Origin of the sequence: Cohnella zeiphila, from assembly GCF_014212055.1 — a bacterium.
Taxonomy (GTDB): domain Bacteria; phylum Bacillota; class Bacilli; order Paenibacillales; family Paenibacillaceae; genus Cohnella; species Cohnella zeiphila.
Genome location: NZ_JACJVO010000056.1, coordinates 63,021 through 79,433, shown reverse-complemented (window position 1 = coordinate 79,433; position 16,413 = coordinate 63,021). Strand labels below are relative to the sequence as shown.

Genomic DNA, 16,413 nt, shown 5'->3' with positions numbered 1-16,413 from the left:
GATAACGGTTGCGGCTGACGATAACGGTTGCGGCGAGGAGGTTATCACCGGTTGCTTCAGTTTCAGAACACCAAATGCGAGTGCGGACACCAGAATCCGACGGGAACGGTTCTCTGCGAATCCTGCGGGAAGCCGCTCGTCGAAGATTTGCCGTTGGACAGTCCGCTGGAGATGAGATACGACGGCGTCGCGCGCCGGTCGCAGAAAGCGAACCCCGATCTTCTGGATCGGGTATGGAATTTCTTTTCTTCCGTCAAAATCGCCGTCTGGCTGATCGTCATCACGCTCATCGGAGCGTCGGTCGGCACGATCTTTCCGCAGGAAGATACTTTCATCAACCTAGACGACCCGGCGCAGTATTACAAAGATACATACGGCACATGGGGCTATATCTACCAATCGCTCGGCCTGGCCCGGACGTACGAATCTTGGTGGTTCGTCGGCCTGCTCGCCATGATCGGCACGTCGCTGGTCATCTGCAGCCTGGACCGGGTGCTGCCGCTGTACCGGGCGCTGTCGAAGCAGCAGATCCGCAAGCATCACGCGTTCCTGACGCGCCAGCAAACGGTCTACATCGGCCAGTTGGAACAGGAACCGGCCGCCTGGACTTCGTCGTTCGCGAATCAGCTGAGGCGTAAGCGCTACCGCGTGACCGCCGAGGATACGGCGCTGCTGGCGGAGAAAAACCGCTTCAGCCGCTGGGGCCCTTATATCAACCATATCGGACTGATCATCTTCCTGCTCGCCGTGCTTGCCCGGGGCATCCCTTCCTGGCATCTGGACGAGTATGTGTCCATGGACGAAGGACAGACGAAGCAAATTCCGAATACGAACTATTTCGTCAAGAACGACAAGTTTACCGTCGAGTTTTACAAGGACGAGGAACTTCCGCCGGAGCTCAAGGGAACGAACCGGGCGAAGCTGTACCGGACCGAAGCGACGCTGTACGAGTGCACGGCGAACTGCAACGATACGACCGGCAAGGATCCGGTGCTGAAGGAAGTGGCGCAGCACGACATCGAAGTGAACAGCCCGCTTTCCTATCACGGCCTGGATTTATATCAATACAATTACGAGCCGCAAGCCCGGCTGATCTCCGTCCGTCCGATGCTGGTCGATTCGCGGACCGGGAAGTCGTACGGGCCGTTCGACCTGCCGATGAACGATCCGCCATTGACTTATGAGGCCGGTCCTTATACGCTGAAATTAAGCAACGTATTTCCCGATTTTGGATTGGACGACCAGAACCGCCCCATGACCAAGACGCGGGATCCGAACAACCCGGCTTTCGTCTTTATCGTCACCGGCCCGGGCTTGTCCGAGGACGGGGAGATGTACATCTACTTCCCGCTGCCGTCGGGAGACGACAAGACGATTCAGAATCAGATCAACCAGAGCTTGCAGAAGGCGGGAAGCAACAGCGGCAGGTTCACGTTCGAAGTCGGGAAAATGGAGAACGTCTCGTTCTCGCAATACACGACGTTTCTGAACGTCCGCGTCGACCGGGCCATGCCTTTCATCTGGGTCGGAGCCGGCATCTCGATGATCGGGCTGATCATGGGCTTTTATTGGCAGCACCGCCGGATCTGGCTGCGGATCGAAGACGGCAAGCTGACGCTGGGCGCCCATACGAACAAGAACACGTACGGCATTCGCGCCGAGCTGGCGGCGGCCTTGAACAAGACGGGCGTCGCCGTCGAACCGAAGGCGCTCGATAACAGGAGGAATACACGTTGAATTGGCTCTCGATCAGCAGCAATGCGTTTATTTTCGCATTCGCGCTTTATTGCGCTTCATTTATCGGATATGCGATCGCCGTGGCGGGGCGGAGATGGAGCAACCGCGACGTGGAGGCCCATACGAAGCGCTGGAGCCGCATCGCCTTCGCGCTGGCCATCATCGGCTGGCTCGGCCATTTGACGTTCTTCCTGACGCGATGGAAGGGCGGCGGCCACATTCCGACGAGCAACATGTACGAGTTCATGACGTTCCTCGGCATGGCCATCATGTTCGCGTTCATCGTCGTCAACCTGATCTATCGCAATCCGCTTGTCGGCGCGTTCGCCACGCCGCTGGTCGTCATTATTATCGCCTACGCCTCGGTATTTCCGTCCGAAGTGCAGCCGCTCATTCCGGCGCTCAATTCGTACTGGCTGAAGATTCACGTGACGACGGCGGCTTCCGGAGAAGCGTTCTTCGCCGTAGGCTTCGCGGCGGCGCTCGTGCAGCTGCTTAGGGTCGTCGACTTCTCGCGGAAGGACAAGCTCGGCAAGCGCGAGCAGTTCTGGGTCGAAGCGGTGCTGTTCGTCGTCATCATCATCGTCGGCTTCCTGGTCTCCGTATTCTCCTTCCGGGCCGGGGGCTATTCGGCCGAATTCCAGCAGGAGAAATTCAGCATCGATCAGCAGGGCAATGAGCAGTCCAGCATTCAGAAGGTCACCTACGGACTGCCGCCGATCGTCGCGCCTTACAACAGCGAGAAGCTGTCGATGACGCCGTATCTCGGCATCGACAAGCCGCTGTTCGAGGCTCCCCATTGGATGAACGGCGTCAATGCCGGGCGCAAGCTGAACACGGTCCTCTGGTCGGTCATCTCCGGCCTTATCCTGTACGGTCTGATCCGTCTCATCCTTCGCAAGCCGATCGCTGCGGTCCTTCATCCTTACCTTGACGGCATCGACCCGGAGGACCTGGACGAGATCAGCTATCGCGCCATCGCGATCGGCTTTCCGGTCTTTACGCTCGGCGCGCTCATCTTCGCGATGATCTGGGCGCAGATCGCGTGGTCCCGGTTCTGGAGCTGGGATCCGAAGGAAGTGTGGGCGCTCATCACCTGGCTGTTCTACAGCGCCTACCTGCATTTGCGCCTGTCCCGCGGCTGGCTCGGCACGCGCTCCGCGTGGCTCGCGGTCATCGGCTTTATCGTCGTGCTGTTTACGCTGATCGGCGTCAACCTCGTCATCGCCGGCTTGCACTCCTACGCCGGAGTGTAAGCGGCGGGACGCCGCAGCCTACTAAGAAAGGGCTGATCTAGGTGAACGAATTGGGCAACCGGATCTTGGTCGTGGACGACGAAGAAAGAATCCGCCGTCTGCTGCGCATGTATTTGGAGAAAGAAGGATATGTCATCGAAGAGGCCGAAGACGGGGAGACGGCGCTTCGGATCGCGCTCCAGCACGATTTTGACCTAATCGTGCTCGACTTGATGCTGCCCGGCATCGACGGGATCGAAGTGTGCACCCGCCTGCGCCAGAGCAAGGCGACCCCGGTCATCATGCTGACCGCCAAGGGCGAAGAAGTCAATCGCGTCCAAGGGTTCGAAGTGGGGGCAGACGACTACGTCGTCAAGCCGTTCAGTCCGCGCGAGGTCATCTTCCGCATCAAAGCGATTCTGCGCCGTTCCTCGGCGACCGCGTTCCTGTCCAAAGAGCTGACGGCCAGCAACATCGTATTCCCGCATCTGGTCATCGAGCATGACGCGCACCGGGTCACCGCCGACGGCCAGGAAGTCAATCTGACGCCGAAGGAGTACGAGCTGCTGCACTATTTGGCGAGCTCGCCGGACAAGGTGTTCTCGCGCGAAGATTTGCTGAAGGACGTCTGGAACTACGACTTCTTCGGCGACCTGCGCACGGTGGATACCCATGTGAAGCGGCTGCGCGAGAAGCTGAACCGCGTCTCGGTCGAAGCGGCTTCCATGATCACGACCGTGTGGGGCGTCGGCTACAAGCTCGAGGTGGCGAAGTAAGCGATGGCCATCTGGAGAACCGTCGTCGGCAAACTGTGGCTCACCATCATCGGACTGGTCGCGGTCGTCATTTCGACGATCGGACTGTTCCTGCTGCAATACATCGACATCGCGTTCATCGACGCGGTCAAGATCAAGCATCTGTTCGTCTACGCGGGGGCTGTCGGCTTTTTGCTGACAACCTTTTTCGCGTTTTTCCTGCTGACCAAGATTACGCAGCCGCTGCGGGAGATGAAGGACGCGGCGGACCAGATCGCCCAAGGCGACTATACGGCGCGGGTGGCGATCCGCTCCAGCGACGAGATCGGGGAGCTGGCGAACACGTTCAACTCGATGGCGTCGGAGATCGATACGCTGATCCGCATTCTCGAGCACGAGCGCGACCACCTGAGCAGCGTACTTCGAAGCATGACGGACGCGGTCATCTCGCTGAACGCCGAAGGCGGCGTCATTCTGACGAACCCGAAAGGCCAGCACCTGCTCGAGCAGTGGAACGCGGCCGAATGGGACGATCCCGAGGGGGAGAGGAACGGAGAGGTTCCCGTTCCGCTGCTGGAGACGTATCGCGACGTCATTCGCACCGGGACGGAGCTGACGAATAAGATCCATGTGCAGAACGGCGTCTATTCGGTCGTCATGACGCCGCTCGTATCGTCGGACGGCATTCGCGGCGCGGTGGCCGTGCTTCGCGACGTCACCGAAGAGTTCCGCGTCGACAAGATGCGCAAGGATTTCGTGGCGAACGTCTCGCACGAGATCCGGACGCCGCTGTCGATGGTTCAAGGCTACAGCGAAGCGCTGCTCGACGATATCGCAGCGTCGCCGGAAGAGCGCCGGGAGCTCGTGCAAGTCATCCATGACGAATCGCTGCGCATGGGGCGGCTTGTCAAGGATTTGCTGGATCTGGCCCGCATGGAGGCCGGGCATCTGGAGATGAATTACCAGCGGCTCGACGTGAACGCGCTGCTGACGAGGGTGTACCGCAAGTTCGCGGCGCTGACGAAGGAACGGGGCATTTCGCTGTCCCGGTCGGACGAGCGCTCCGACCTGGTGCTTCAATCGGCGGACGGAGACCGTCTGGAGCAGGTGCTGACCAACCTGTTGGACAACGCCATCCGCCATACCCCTTCCGGAGCGTCGATCCGTCTGCTGGCGGACCGGCTATCCGGGCCTAAGGGCGACGAGATCCGGCTCGTCGTCGAGGACGAGGGGCAGGGCATCCCGCAGGAAGACCTGCCGTACATCTTCGAGCGGTTCTACAAAGCCGACAAGGCGAGGAAGCGGGGGCACAACGGGGGCACGGGTCTCGGCCTGGCCATCGTCAAAAACCTGGTGGAAGCCCACGGCGGAAGCATCGCGGTCAGCAGCGAGCCGGGCAGCGGCACGACGTTTACGATCGGGCTGCCGGTCGCAGGGAAGCGATGACATCCCGCCGGCATGCGGCGGGGGAGAAGCGAGGGTCCGGGACAGACCCTCGCTTTTTTCATGCAAATGGCTTGGATTTCTTTTGGTTTATGGGTTGACACCGCTGTTGCAAGCGCTTATTATAGGCCTATAGAATTCGTTATCAGACGTTTGGGAACGTTCCCAATCTTGTGAATCCCCGCAGAGGTTTGCCGAAAGCAAATTTCAGACGTCGCAGGCAAGACGAATTTTTCTTTTTATTCATTTTGGGAACGTTCCCACTATACGTGTCTGTTTTCCGCATTGTCCGATATCCGCTTTTTGTAAAATGGGAACGTTCCCGAAATCCGCCGATCAAACGGAGGGAGCCGATAATTCATGGAAAAGAAGGTTTGGAAATGGGCCCGACGATTCATGACGTCGCGAGACTGGCAAGCACGTCCAAAAGCACCGTATCCCGATTCCTGAACGGCCGGCAGGTCAAAAAACCGACGGAGGAAGCGATCAAAAAAGCGATCGAAGAACTGAACTTTCATCGCAACGCGAACGCGCGGCGGCTCGTGCTCAACCGGACGAACCTGATCGCCGTCGTCGTAGACGACATCTCCAACATCTTCTATTCGGGCGTTATTCGGGGGATAGAACAGGTTGCGAACGGCAAAGGCTATAGCTGCATGTTTTTCAGCTGGGCTTCCAATGCAGACAATGAAATCTCTTTCTTGAACCTGCTTTACGAAGGCCAGGTGGACGGCGTCATCCTGGTGAGCTTCTGGAAGCGGGCGCCGGAGCACCTGAAGCGGATTCGCGAGACTCCTTACCCGGTCGTGCTCATCGGCGACAGCGGCGGGAGGGACGACATTCTGTCGGTGGAAGTCGATCACGTCTCGGGCGCGGCCGACATCGTCCATTATCTGCATGGCTTGGGGCATCGCGAGATCGCCTATATCGCAGGCCCCGACAATCTGTCGGCGAACCGGGACCGGTTCAAGGGTTATTCGCAGGCCATGAGGGTATTGAATATCGAGATCAATCCCGAGTGGACCGTCCGCTCGAACTGGAGCAACCAAGGCGGTTACGAGGCGATGCGGCAGCTGCTCGCGCGCCAAGGGTTCACCGCCGTGATCGCATCGAACGACGAAACGGCGATCGGCGCTTTGCGGGCGGCCCAGGAACACGGACTGAACGTTCCCAAGCAGTTATCGATCGTCGGCTACGACGACATTACCATTTCGGACTGGGTGTATCCGTCGCTGACGACGGTGCGCCAACCGTTCCTCGACATCGGCATCAAGGCAGCCGAAGGGCTGTTTCACAAAATAGACGGCACGGAGGATCCGAACGCTATCGGACAAATCCTTCTGAAGCCGAGACTTATCATTCGCGACTCCTGCGGGCAGCGCCCGCCAACGAGGTGACACCATGGGTTCGAAAATCAACAAGTCCTATTACGGCTACTTTTTCGTAGCGCCTTTCTTCATCGGATTTGCCGTATTCGGCCTGGCTCCGATCCTGTACACGCTGTATTTGAGCTTCATGAAGTGGGACGGCTTCACCGATCCCGTCTATGTCGGAATCGCCAATTACACGCGGCTTCTGCACGACAGCTTCTTCTACCAGACGATCGGGAACACGATGATCATCTGGGTCATGTCCAACGTTCCGCAGCTCATCATCTCGCTGCTGCTCGCGCTCATCCTGAACGAGAAGTTTATCCGGGGCAAGCACTTTTTCCGGGCGGTCTACTTCTTCCCGCATATGGTGACGGCCGTCACGCTGGGCGTCATCTTCAGCCTGATGTTCGATTGGCAGACGGGCAGCGTCAACAAGCTGCTCATGGATATCGGACTGATCCACGATCCGATCAACTGGTTCAACAGCCCGTGGTGGTCCCGCACGATCGCTTCCGGCGTCATCGTCTGGCAATACTTCGGCATGAACATGATCATTCTGATCGCCGGCTTGCAGTCGATTCCGAACGAAGTATACGAGGCCGCGGAGATCGACGGAGCGACGAAGCCTCAGGTCGCGCGTTACATTACGCTGCCGATGATCCGTCAGGTCATCCTGTTCGTGTTCATCACCTCCGTCATCGGCGGCCTGCAGCTCTTCGACGCGCCCCTTATGCTCGGGGACGGACCCGGCAATTCGGTGCGGACGATGGTCATGTACCTGTACGAGATGGCGTTCAAGAACTACGACTACAGCTACGGCGCTGCGGTCGCTTACGGAATCTTCGTGATCGTCATGTTCTTTACGGCCCTGACCGCAAGAATCACCAGGACGAAGGAATAGGGGGGCTAACCGAATGTCGAAATACATTACGCGAGGGATTCTGTACCTGTTTATGATCGCGGTCGCGGTGACTTGTCTGCTTCCCTTCTACAGCATGATCATTACCTCGACGCATACGAACTCGGATATCGCGCGCAAGCTGCTGCTGATACCCGGCGATCAGTTCATGGAGAACTATTCGCGGCTCAAGGAAAGCGTGAACATCTGGCGCGGTTTCGCCAACACGGTGTTCATCGCGGTCGTCGCCACGGCCATCAACGTATACTTCGCCGCACTGGCCGGCTACGGCTTCTCGAAATTTAACTTCCGGCTTCGCAACGGGTTGTTCATGTTCGTGCTCGGCACGATGATGATTCCGGGCCAGCTGGGGATCATCGGCTTCTTCAAGCTGATGGAATCGCTGAACATGCTGAACACCTACTGGCCGCTCATCCTGCCGGCGATCCATAACGCTTTCGGCATCTTCCTGATGCGGCAGTACGCCGATTCTTCGGTGCCGACGGAAATTCTCGAGTCGGGCCGGATCGACGGCTACGGCGAATTCCAAATCTTCAACCGCCTGGTGCTGCCGATCATGACGCCCGCGCTTGCAACGCTTGCCATCTTCTCCTTCATCGGCAAATGGAACGACTTCCTGACCCCGATGATCATCCTGTTCGACAACAACCTGCAGACGCTGCCCGTCATGATCGCCAGCCTGAAGTCGCAGTTCACGTCCGATTTCGGCGCCCAATACGTCGGGATCGTGATCTCGGTCGTGCCGATCCTGGTATTCTTCGCCTTCATGTCGAAGCGGATCATCAACGGCGTGGCGGCCGGCGCGGTCAAGGGCTGATCGCCGGATGGCCGACTCCTTGAAAGAGGTGATGCCTGGACAACGTTCTTGGATACGCGGCTGAGGATTATCAGAAAGGTTTGCTAGTCATCATTTGCAAAAGGGGAGAATCGTTTTGAAAACGAAAAAATGGCTTGGCTTATCGATGACCACCGTACTGGCCGCCGGCATGCTCGCGGCTTGCGGCAGCAACAACAACGGCGGCAACGCGTCGCCCTCGGCGAGCGGCAGCGCGCCGAGCTCGCCCGCCAGCAGCGCCGGCGCCAGCCCGAGCGCAAGCGGCACCGACGCCTCGAAGCCGCTGGAAGGCAACCTGGTTCTCTGGACGTACTTCGACGGAGTCAAAGGATTGGCCGAGCAATTCATGGCCAAAAATCCGGGCGTCAAGGTCGACGTCCAAATTTTCCCGGGCGATCAATACCAGACGAAGCTGATGTCCGCGCTGCAAACCGGCAAGGAAGCGCCGGATATTCTCGACCTCGAGAGAGGCTACATCGGCAAGTTCATCGATTCGAAGTATTTGGCCGACCTGTCGTCGATGGGCGCCGAAGATCTCGTCAAGGACTACATTCCTTATGTGCAGGCGCTGGGCAGATCGTCCGACGACAAGCTGCGCGCGATCGCCGACACGTCGTCCCCGGGCGGCTTCTGGTACCTGAAGGACACCGCGAAGAAATATTTGGGCACGGACGACCCGGATCAAATCAGCGACATGGTCAGCAGCTGGGACAAGATCATCGAGCTCGGCAAGAAAGTGGCGCAGGACAGCGGCGGCAAAGAGCATCTGATGGAAAACGCCGGCGATCTGTTCGATATCGAAGCCTACAACACCCAGCCTTGGGTACAGGACGGCAAGCTGAACATCGATCCGAAGTGGAAAGACATCTATGAGACGCAGCTCAAAATCCGTCAAAACAACGTCGACGCGAAGCTGGCGTTCATGTCCGCCGGTTGGGGCAACGCCTTGAACGACGGCAGCGTCGTGCTTACCGCGATGCCCGCTTGGGCCGGCTTCATGATCGACAACAAGGACGACAAGGCCAAAGGCAAGTACGGCGTCGCCAAAACGCCGGACGGCTATTACAGCGGCGGCACGTACCACGCGATCTACGACAAGTCCAAAAACAAAGATTTGGCCTACGAATTCATCAAATTCGCCGCAAGCGAAGAATGGCAGAAATACAACCTGGATACGACCGGGAACATGCCGGGCACCAGCAAAGTGTTCGAAGCCAATATGACGACGTACAAGAACGCCTTCACCGGCGACCAAAACGTGCTGCAGCCGTTCTATGACATGGTGAAGAGCATTCCGGCGACGAAGCCCGACAAATACGGCGAAGACATTCTCAGCACGTGGAGAAAAGTGGCGTCGGACGGCGTCACCAACAACAAGAGCTACGACGATGTCGTCGCAAGCTTCAAGAAAGAAGTCAAGAACACGTTCCCCGAGTTGAAAGTCGACTAAGAGAGATGTAAGAGGCGCGACTGCTTCTGCCTTGGAAGCAGTCGTCCCTTTTGGAGGGAGATCAGCGAGATGAGCACCATTCACGACTATTTGAACCGTTTGCGGATCATTGACGGGCACGAGCATCTGGCGACGCCTCAAATCAGACAAAGAGAGAACCATGACTTTTTCCGGTTGATGCATTATTTGGATTCGGATATGATCACGGCCGGCATGGAACGCGGAGCGCTAAGCGGCAGGGGGATCAGTGACGAGGAGAAAGCTACCGTATTTCTGAAATATTGGGAACGAACAAGCAACACGACTTATGCGCGGATGCTCCGTACGGCGATGAAAGATTTGTACGGCTTTGACGATTGGACCGTGCAGGGCATTCTGGACGTAAACGAGAAGGTGAAGGCGGCGACGCACGATCCGGATTGGTATGAGAAGGTACTTAGCGACAAATCGGGAATCGATCTGGCGTTCACGCTCATTCAGACGACGAACCTCGGATACGAGCGGTTCCGTCCGATTCTATTTCTGGATTTTACGTTTAAATTGCGAACATGGAAGGATATCCGCGAGGTTTTGAACAACGCCGGGATGAACGCCCATTCGCTGTCGGGCTACCTGGACGCCGTGGATGCCTTACTGCATAGATACAAGCGGGAAGGAATGGTCGCGACGAAGCTCGGGCACGCCTATTGGCGGTCGCTCGCCTGCTCCAAGCCGACCTTCCAGGAAGCGGAGGCCGTCTTCAACCGGCTGATGGGCTGCACGCTCGAGGACGGGCTGTCGCAGCTGGAGACGGTTCCCCTGCAGGATTATTTGATTCATTTCATCATTCAGCGGTCGATCGCTTATGAGCTGCCGATTCAAATTCATACCGGCCATCATGAGACGAGCGTATCGTCGAACGGCAACATCCTCCCCCATTCGAACGTCGCGCTGCTGCTCCCGCTGCTGGCCGAATACGAGGAAGCCGACTTCGTGCTGCTGCACTGCGGGTTCCCTTATCACAGCCAATATCTGAGCATCGTCAAGAACTACCCGAACGTCTATGCCGATTTCACCTGGATTTACGTGATTTCCCCGACGGCGGGCAAGCAGATTCTGCATCAGATGATCGAGATGGTGCCGCAGACCAAGATTCAGGGCTTCGGCGGGGATTACAATCATATCGAAGGAACGTATGCGCATTTGAAGCTGACCCGCAACCTGGTGGCCGACGTCTTGACCGAGAAGGTGCAGGAAGGCGCGCTCACCGAGAAGGAAGCTTTGACGTTCGCCGACCGGATTTTCCGGGACAACCTGATCGATTTGTACAAGCTGGATCCGAAGGATTTTCCGAAAAGATAATCGAAAAAGAACGTTAGAGGTGCGAAGGATGGCATGGAAAACGGTAGAAGGCGGCAGCGGCTATGAACTGCGCGTTTTCGCGCCGGGCCCGGAAGCGGCCGAAGCTTACATGAGCTTCGATCGCTTGTTTGAAGCCTGGAGCCCGGCGAACGGGCTCATCGTTCGGGTGCCGATCCGAGAGGCGGCGCAAGAGGGCGAAGGCGGCTTGCGGACGTCCGGAGCTTCCGGTCCGTTCGAGGCGGAAGCCCGCTGGGTTCCGTTCGCGGACGGCTGCGTCGGCTACGATGTGACGCTTGAACTCGCATACCGGGGCGACGAGCCGGCGGATTACGGCTTGACGTTCGGATGCGGGCTGATCGGTTCGGGACGTCCGGACTGGATGATTCCCGGCGCGTTTTACAAGGAAAACCGGTTCGAGAAAAACTTACGGCGTTACCCCCGATACGATTACAACGGCGGGGATCCCGAGCAGATGGTGTCGGACGCTTGGTCGTTCCGCGCCGACCGGGCGGCGCTGCCGGCGGTATTCGCCTGGAACGACGGGCTGTGCGGCGCGCTATGCACGGACGAGACGTCGCCGTTGGGCTTAAGCGGTCTCGGGTTCCGGGGCAATCCGGAAGGGACGCGAATCTGGCTCAACTTCCCGTACCGGGAGGAGCCGGTGACGTTCGTCGGCGATCCGTCGCCCGTCGCGCCGGCCGATGTGACGACCTACCGGTTCGAGCCGGGACAGCGCGTGACGCTCGAGCTGAAAGTTTACGCCGCGCCGGCCGATCCGCACGCGTACGATCCGTTCGTACGCCGGATGTATGGGCTTCATGCCGAAGAGCATTCGCTTCGGCCCTGGATGGGGCTGGCGGAAGCGGCCGAGTTAACGGCCCACGGTCTGTATACTTGGCATTATAATGAAGCGGAAGGAATTCTGAACGAGACGGCTGCGTTCGACCGGGAGTTCAACAACAACGTGAAAGGGATGGGCGACCGTCCCCATATGCACGTCGGTTGGGTCAGCGGAGCGCCGTACGCTTATGCGCTGCTCGCCTACGGGCGGCGGAAAGAGACGCCCGCCTATGTCGAAGCCGGCACCCGCGTGCTGGACAAAATCGCTTCGGGCTTGTCGCCGAGCGGCGTTTTCTGGGCGTCTTGGATCGCGGGCAAAGGCTGGACCGCCGGCTGGAATCCGAACGCGAAGTGGCTGCAGGCGCGTACGATCGCGGAAGCGACGCTGTTCATGACGCGCGCAGTCGCCTTTGAGCGGGAACGCGGCGTTTCGCATCCCGAATGGGAGAAGGCGGTACGTTCCAATCTGACGTTCGCGGTCTCGCATCAGCGGGAAGACGGCAATTTCGGCTCCTATTACCATTGCGAGACCGGTGAAGTCGAGGAATGGGACGGCGCGGGCGGCGTTCTATGGATCGCCGCGCTGCTCGAAGGCGCCGCGCTGCTGGGCGAACCGTCGTTCTCCGCGGCGGCGGTCCAAGCCGGCTCCTATTATGAGCGATTCGTGAAAGACGAGTACATTTACGGAGCGCCCGAGGACGTACATCTCACGCCGACGTCGGAGGACGCTTATAACGCCGTCGTCGCTTACGTGCATTTGTACGAATTCGACAAGCGTCCCGAATGGCTTGCCCTTGCCTCGAGCGCGGCCGATTGGATGATGACGTTCCGGTGGACGTACAACCTTCGTTTCCCGCGGCATTCGCTGCTGGCGCAGTACGATTTCCGCTCGCGGGGAGCCGATCAGGCCTCGACGTCCAACCAGCACCTGCACAATTACGGCCTATTCTGCGTGCCGGAAATGCTTCGGCTCTGGAAGTATACCGGAGACCGTTACTATCTCGATCGCACCCGCGATCATATCGCCTGCTTCCTGCAGTTTATCGCGCGCGAGGACGGCGACTTCAACGCCTACAAGGGCATGGTGACGGAGCGGTTTTACAATACGAACTGCTTCCAGCCGAAAGGCATGATGCTGACGCTGTCCCATGCCTGGTGCATCGGGCTCGTTCTGTACGCCGCCCAAGAGTCGGCTCCATACGCCGAAGAACTCGGGCTGTAAAGGACGGCGACCGGAAAAGGCGTTCCATCTCGATGGGAACTGGAGGAGAACGACCATGCTGACTGTGGGGATCGACATCGGCACGACTTCCGTTTGCGTCCTCTTTGCGGATGCGGCGGCCGGAGAGACCGTCCGCGTCGTATCGCGAGACAACGACGCCGAATTATCCGGAGCGCATCCATGGGAACGGCTGCAGGATCCGGAGCGGATTCTGGAGATCGTGAGAGAACAGCTGCGGGAATGTTCGCGGGAATGGGAGGCGGCCGCGGCTGTCTGCGTCTCCTGCCAGATGCACGGAATTCTGTACGTCGACCGCCGCGGCAGCGGCGTAAGTCCGCTGTATACATGGCAAGACGGCAGAGGCGATCGGCGAATGCCGGACGGAGAGATCACGTACGCCGAACGCCTCGGGGCGATCGCGGGCCGAAAGCTCCACAGCGGATACGGGCTGGTGACGCACTTTTACAACGCGCGAAACGGGTTGGTTCCCTCCGATGCGGCGTCTTTTTGCACGATCGGCGATTACGTGGCCATGAAGCTGTGCGGCTTGAGCGAACCGGCGATCGATCCGTCCAACGCGGCCGGCTTCGGCTTGTTCTCTTTGGAGCAGCTCGATTTCGAGAGAAAGGCCGTGGAGGCTGCCGGCATGGACAGCTCCCTGCTGCCGAGAGTCGTTCGCGACGGCGGCGCGATCGGCCGGACGCCGGACGGCAAAACGGTCGTCTGCGCCATCGGAGACAATCAGGCGAGCTTCCTCGGCGCCGTCTCCCGGCCGGAAGGATCGCTGCTCGTCAACGTCGGAACGGGCTCGCAAATTTCGGTTTATACCGATCGCTGCGAGAAAGTTGCGGGGCTGGAGACGCGGCCGTTTCCCGGCGGCGGCTATTTGCTTGTCGGCGCTCCACTGAGCGGCGGCAAGTCGTACGCGCTGCTGAAACGGTTTTTCCAGGAGACGTGCCGGGCTTTCGGCGCAGAGGCCGGCGATCGCGATTTTTACGGGCGGATGAACGAAATGGCCGGGCAAGCGCTGACGGAAGGAATCGAGCCGCTCGCGTTCGATACGCGGTTCTACGGCTCGCGGCGCGATCCGTCCGCGTTGGGCGGCGTGGCGGGACTGAGCCCGCAAACGTTCACGCCGGGCCATTTCGCCGCGGGCGTGCTCGCCGGCATGGCCGACGAGCTGACGGAGTACTTCCGGCTGCTGCCGGAACCGCTCCGGGCGAAGCTCGAGTCGGCAATAGGAGCCGGCAACGGCATGCGCCGCAATCCGGTGCTGCAGCGGCTGCTCCGGGAGTGGCTGGGCCTGCCGCTGCGACTCGCCGCCGTGGAGGAAGAAGCCGCGTTCGGCGCGGCCAAACGCGCCGCGGCGGGAGCGGGCTTGCTTCCGCGGTGAACGCGGGAGAGATAAGCATCCTGGCGGCAGGAGCGGGAATGCGGTGCTTCGAGATGCTGCGAGTTATTGCGTTTCGGCACTAACTTGGCGAGCGAGGCTGCGAATTGACGCGAGTTATTGCATTTCGACACTAACTTGGTCAGAGAGAACGAAGCCCGCTTAGCCTTCGAAGGGAGCGAGTCTTATGGTAGAGGGAACCGCGGCCAAGCCGAAGCTGGCGATCATTCACACGACGCCGGTGACGGTCGAGCCGCTCAAATCGCTGGCGCTGGAGCGAATTCCGAACGTCGAAATCTTCAATCTGGTCGACGATTCGATCCTGCCGGAGCTGGCCGCCAACGGCGGACGCGTGGAAGCCGTCCGCGAGCGGTGGAGCCAATATGCGGCGATTGCGGAACGGCTCGGCGCGGACTGCATCCTGAACGCCTGCTCGTCGATCGGCGAGCTGTGCGCACGGGTTCAGCCGGGCATTGGGGTGCCGATCGTGCGCATCGACGAGGCGATGGCCGAGCACGCGGTCCGTTCGGCCGCCCGGATCGGCGTCGCCGCCACGCTGGAGACGACGCTGCAGCCGACGCAGCGGCTGCTTCGCGCCAAAGCGGAGCAAGCCGGGCGTACGGCCTTGCTGGAGCCGGTGGTGGCCGCTTCGGCCTATAAACTGCTGATGGCCGGCGACAAGGAAGGCCACGACCGGGAATTGGCCGAGACGCTGCGCCTGCTTGCGGAGCGTACCGACGTCGTCGTGCTGGCGCAGGCGTCCATGGCGCGGGTGCTGGATCGTTTTGAGCCGGAGGAACGGCGGAAGTTCCTGACGAGTCCCGGTCTCGGCATGGACCGGGTGAAGCAAGTGTTGGAGACGAAATAACGCAACTCAAGAGAAAATAGGCACTTTGGAGAAGGAGAGAAACCTGCGATGCAAACGAGACCTCATAACGTGATCACCTTAAAAAGAGCGCTGGAGACGGCCGAGACCGGCCGGTTCGCGATCGGTTCGTTCTCGCCGCGCTACACGCCGATGATCGCCGCGGTACTGGAGGCGGGACAACGGGCGGCGTCGCCGCTGATCGTGCAAATTTCGCAGAAGGAGCTGGCGCGCTACGGCATTACGCCCGCCGAATTCGGCGAGACGTTCTACGCAGAGGCGAACGCGCGGAACATTACGGTCCCCGTCGTGCTGCATCTGGACCATACGAAGGAAATGGGAACGATCATCGAGGCGATCGACGCCGGATTCACTTCGGTCATGATCGACGCGTCGGAGAAGCCGTTCGCCGAGAATGCCGCGATCAGCAAGGAAGCGGCCGACTATGCGCATGCGAGAGGCGTCTCGGTCGAAGCGGAGCTCGGCATGATCGGCACGACCGATTTCGTCGAGACCGACAAGGACGAAGAGCTGTACACCGATCCGCGGGAAGCGGCGGAATTCGTCCGCCTGACCGGCGTCGACGCGCTGGCCGTCTCGTGCGGCACGGCGCACGGCGTATATAACGTAAGGCAGCCGAAAATCGACTACGATCGCTTGTCCGCCATCCGCGCGCTGACCCCGGTCCATCTCGTGCTCCACGGCGGCTCCGGCGTTCCGGCGGAGATGATGCGTCAAGCGTTCCGTCTGCCCGGCGGCGGCGTCAGCAAGGTCAACATCGCCACCGATCTCGAGCTGTCGCTGCTGGCCGCGCTCGGCCGCGAAGAGCGGATGACGAACGCCGAGTGCAAGGCGCTGAGCCCGGACCGTCTGGCGCTTGGCCGCGAAGCGGTGACTCGGACCGTCCTCGAGAAGATCGAAGGGTTCGTCTGCAGCGCGAACGAGGCGGGACGATTCGTTTTGTAAGCCGGCGCGCGCCGCCGCATTTTCCCCAAAATTGATCACGGG

The 16,413-nt window shown here is 59.7% G+C and carries 13 protein-coding genes; all 13 read left to right on the top strand.

The window, feature by feature from the left end:
* The first annotated feature begins 51 nt into the window (after window positions 1-51).
* The 13 genes from resB to H7C18_RS33310 all read left to right on the top strand — a co-directional run bounded on the left by resB (window position 52) and on the right by H7C18_RS33310 (window position 16,371).
* Entirely contained in the window at window positions 52-1,737 is a 1,686-nt protein-coding gene (gene resB, locus H7C18_RS33370) for a cytochrome c biogenesis protein ResB (protein WP_185133460.1), read from the top strand.
* The gene (ccsA, locus tag H7C18_RS33365; protein ID WP_185133459.1) at window positions 1,734-2,993 is read left to right on the top strand and encodes a cytochrome c biogenesis protein CcsA; all 1,260 of its coding nucleotides are present in this window, start codon (window positions 1,734-1,736) and stop codon (window positions 2,991-2,993) included. The genes resB and ccsA overlap by 4 nt, the downstream gene beginning before the upstream one ends.
* A 41-nt stretch (window positions 2,994-3,034) precedes the next feature.
* Window positions 3,035-3,748 carry a response regulator transcription factor gene (locus tag H7C18_RS33360; protein WP_337914050.1) on the top strand — a complete coding sequence of 238 codons (714 nt, stop codon included), beginning with the start codon at window positions 3,035-3,037 and terminating at the stop codon, window positions 3,746-3,748.
* A gap of 3 nt (window positions 3,749-3,751) precedes the next feature.
* Complete coding sequence (locus H7C18_RS33355; RefSeq protein ID WP_185133458.1) at window positions 3,752-5,173, top strand: HAMP domain-containing sensor histidine kinase; 1,422 nt, start codon at window positions 3,752-3,754, stop codon at window positions 5,171-5,173.
* A 377-nt stretch (window positions 5,174-5,550) separates the two neighbouring features.
* The gene (locus H7C18_RS33350; RefSeq protein WP_185133457.1) at window positions 5,551-6,567 is read left to right on the top strand and encodes a LacI family DNA-binding transcriptional regulator; all 1,017 of its coding nucleotides are present in this window, start codon (window positions 5,551-5,553) and stop codon (window positions 6,565-6,567) included.
* Between the two features lie 4 nt (window positions 6,568-6,571).
* Window positions 6,572-7,444: a carbohydrate ABC transporter permease gene (locus H7C18_RS33345; protein WP_185133456.1), complete on the top strand. Its 873-nt coding sequence runs from the start codon at window positions 6,572-6,574 to the stop codon at window positions 7,442-7,444.
* Window positions 7,445-7,457: 13 nt separating this feature from the next.
* Window positions 7,458-8,279 (top strand): carbohydrate ABC transporter permease, encoded by an 822-nt coding sequence (locus H7C18_RS33340; protein ID WP_185133455.1) that lies wholly within the window; start codon window positions 7,458-7,460, stop codon window positions 8,277-8,279.
* Window positions 8,280-8,394: 115 nt separating this feature from the next.
* Window positions 8,395-9,747 (top strand): ABC transporter substrate-binding protein, encoded by a 1,353-nt coding sequence (locus tag H7C18_RS33335; RefSeq protein ID WP_185133454.1) that lies wholly within the window; start codon window positions 8,395-8,397, stop codon window positions 9,745-9,747.
* A gap of 69 nt (window positions 9,748-9,816) precedes the next feature.
* A complete protein-coding gene (locus H7C18_RS33330; protein WP_185133453.1) occupies window positions 9,817-11,088 on the top strand; it encodes an amidohydrolase family protein in 1,272 nt (423 codons plus the stop codon).
* A gap of 28 nt (window positions 11,089-11,116) precedes the next feature.
* The gene (locus H7C18_RS33325; protein WP_185133452.1) at window positions 11,117-13,150 is read left to right on the top strand and encodes a hypothetical protein; all 2,034 of its coding nucleotides are present in this window, start codon (window positions 11,117-11,119) and stop codon (window positions 13,148-13,150) included.
* A 55-nt stretch (window positions 13,151-13,205) separates the two neighbouring features.
* Window positions 13,206-14,543 (top strand): sedoheptulokinase, encoded by a 1,338-nt coding sequence (locus H7C18_RS33320; RefSeq protein ID WP_185133451.1) that lies wholly within the window; start codon window positions 13,206-13,208, stop codon window positions 14,541-14,543.
* A gap of 184 nt (window positions 14,544-14,727) precedes the next feature.
* Window positions 14,728-15,408: an aspartate/glutamate racemase family protein gene (locus H7C18_RS33315; protein WP_185133450.1), complete on the top strand. Its 681-nt coding sequence runs from the start codon at window positions 14,728-14,730 to the stop codon at window positions 15,406-15,408.
* A gap of 48 nt (window positions 15,409-15,456) precedes the next feature.
* Window positions 15,457-16,371, top strand: coding sequence for a class II fructose-bisphosphate aldolase (locus H7C18_RS33310; RefSeq protein WP_185133449.1), 915 nt, complete (start codon window positions 15,457-15,459; stop codon window positions 16,369-16,371).
* Window positions 16,372-16,413: the final 42 nt, after the last annotated feature.

Coding starts and splice junctions, on each gene's coding strand:
- H7C18_RS33315 (WP_185133450.1), top strand. CDS start 14,728: ATGGTAGAGGGAACCGCGGCCAAGCCGAAGCTGGCGATCATTCACACG.
- H7C18_RS33310 (WP_185133449.1), top strand. CDS start 15,457: ATGCAAACGAGACCTCATAACGTGATCACCTTAAAAAGAGCGCTGGAG.
- H7C18_RS33320 (WP_185133451.1), top strand. CDS start 13,206: ATGCTGACTGTGGGGATCGACATCGGCACGACTTCCGTTTGCGTCCTC.
- H7C18_RS33345 (WP_185133456.1), top strand. CDS start 6,572: ATGGGTTCGAAAATCAACAAGTCCTATTACGGCTACTTTTTCGTAGCG.
- H7C18_RS33340 (WP_185133455.1), top strand. CDS start 7,458: ATGTCGAAATACATTACGCGAGGGATTCTGTACCTGTTTATGATCGCG.
- H7C18_RS33330 (WP_185133453.1), top strand. CDS start 9,817: ATGAGCACCATTCACGACTATTTGAACCGTTTGCGGATCATTGACGGG.
- H7C18_RS33350 (WP_185133457.1), top strand. CDS start 5,551: ATGGGCCCGACGATTCATGACGTCGCGAGACTGGCAAGCACGTCCAAA.
- H7C18_RS33355 (WP_185133458.1), top strand. CDS start 3,752: ATGGCCATCTGGAGAACCGTCGTCGGCAAACTGTGGCTCACCATCATC.
- H7C18_RS33325 (WP_185133452.1), top strand. CDS start 11,117: ATGGCATGGAAAACGGTAGAAGGCGGCAGCGGCTATGAACTGCGCGTT.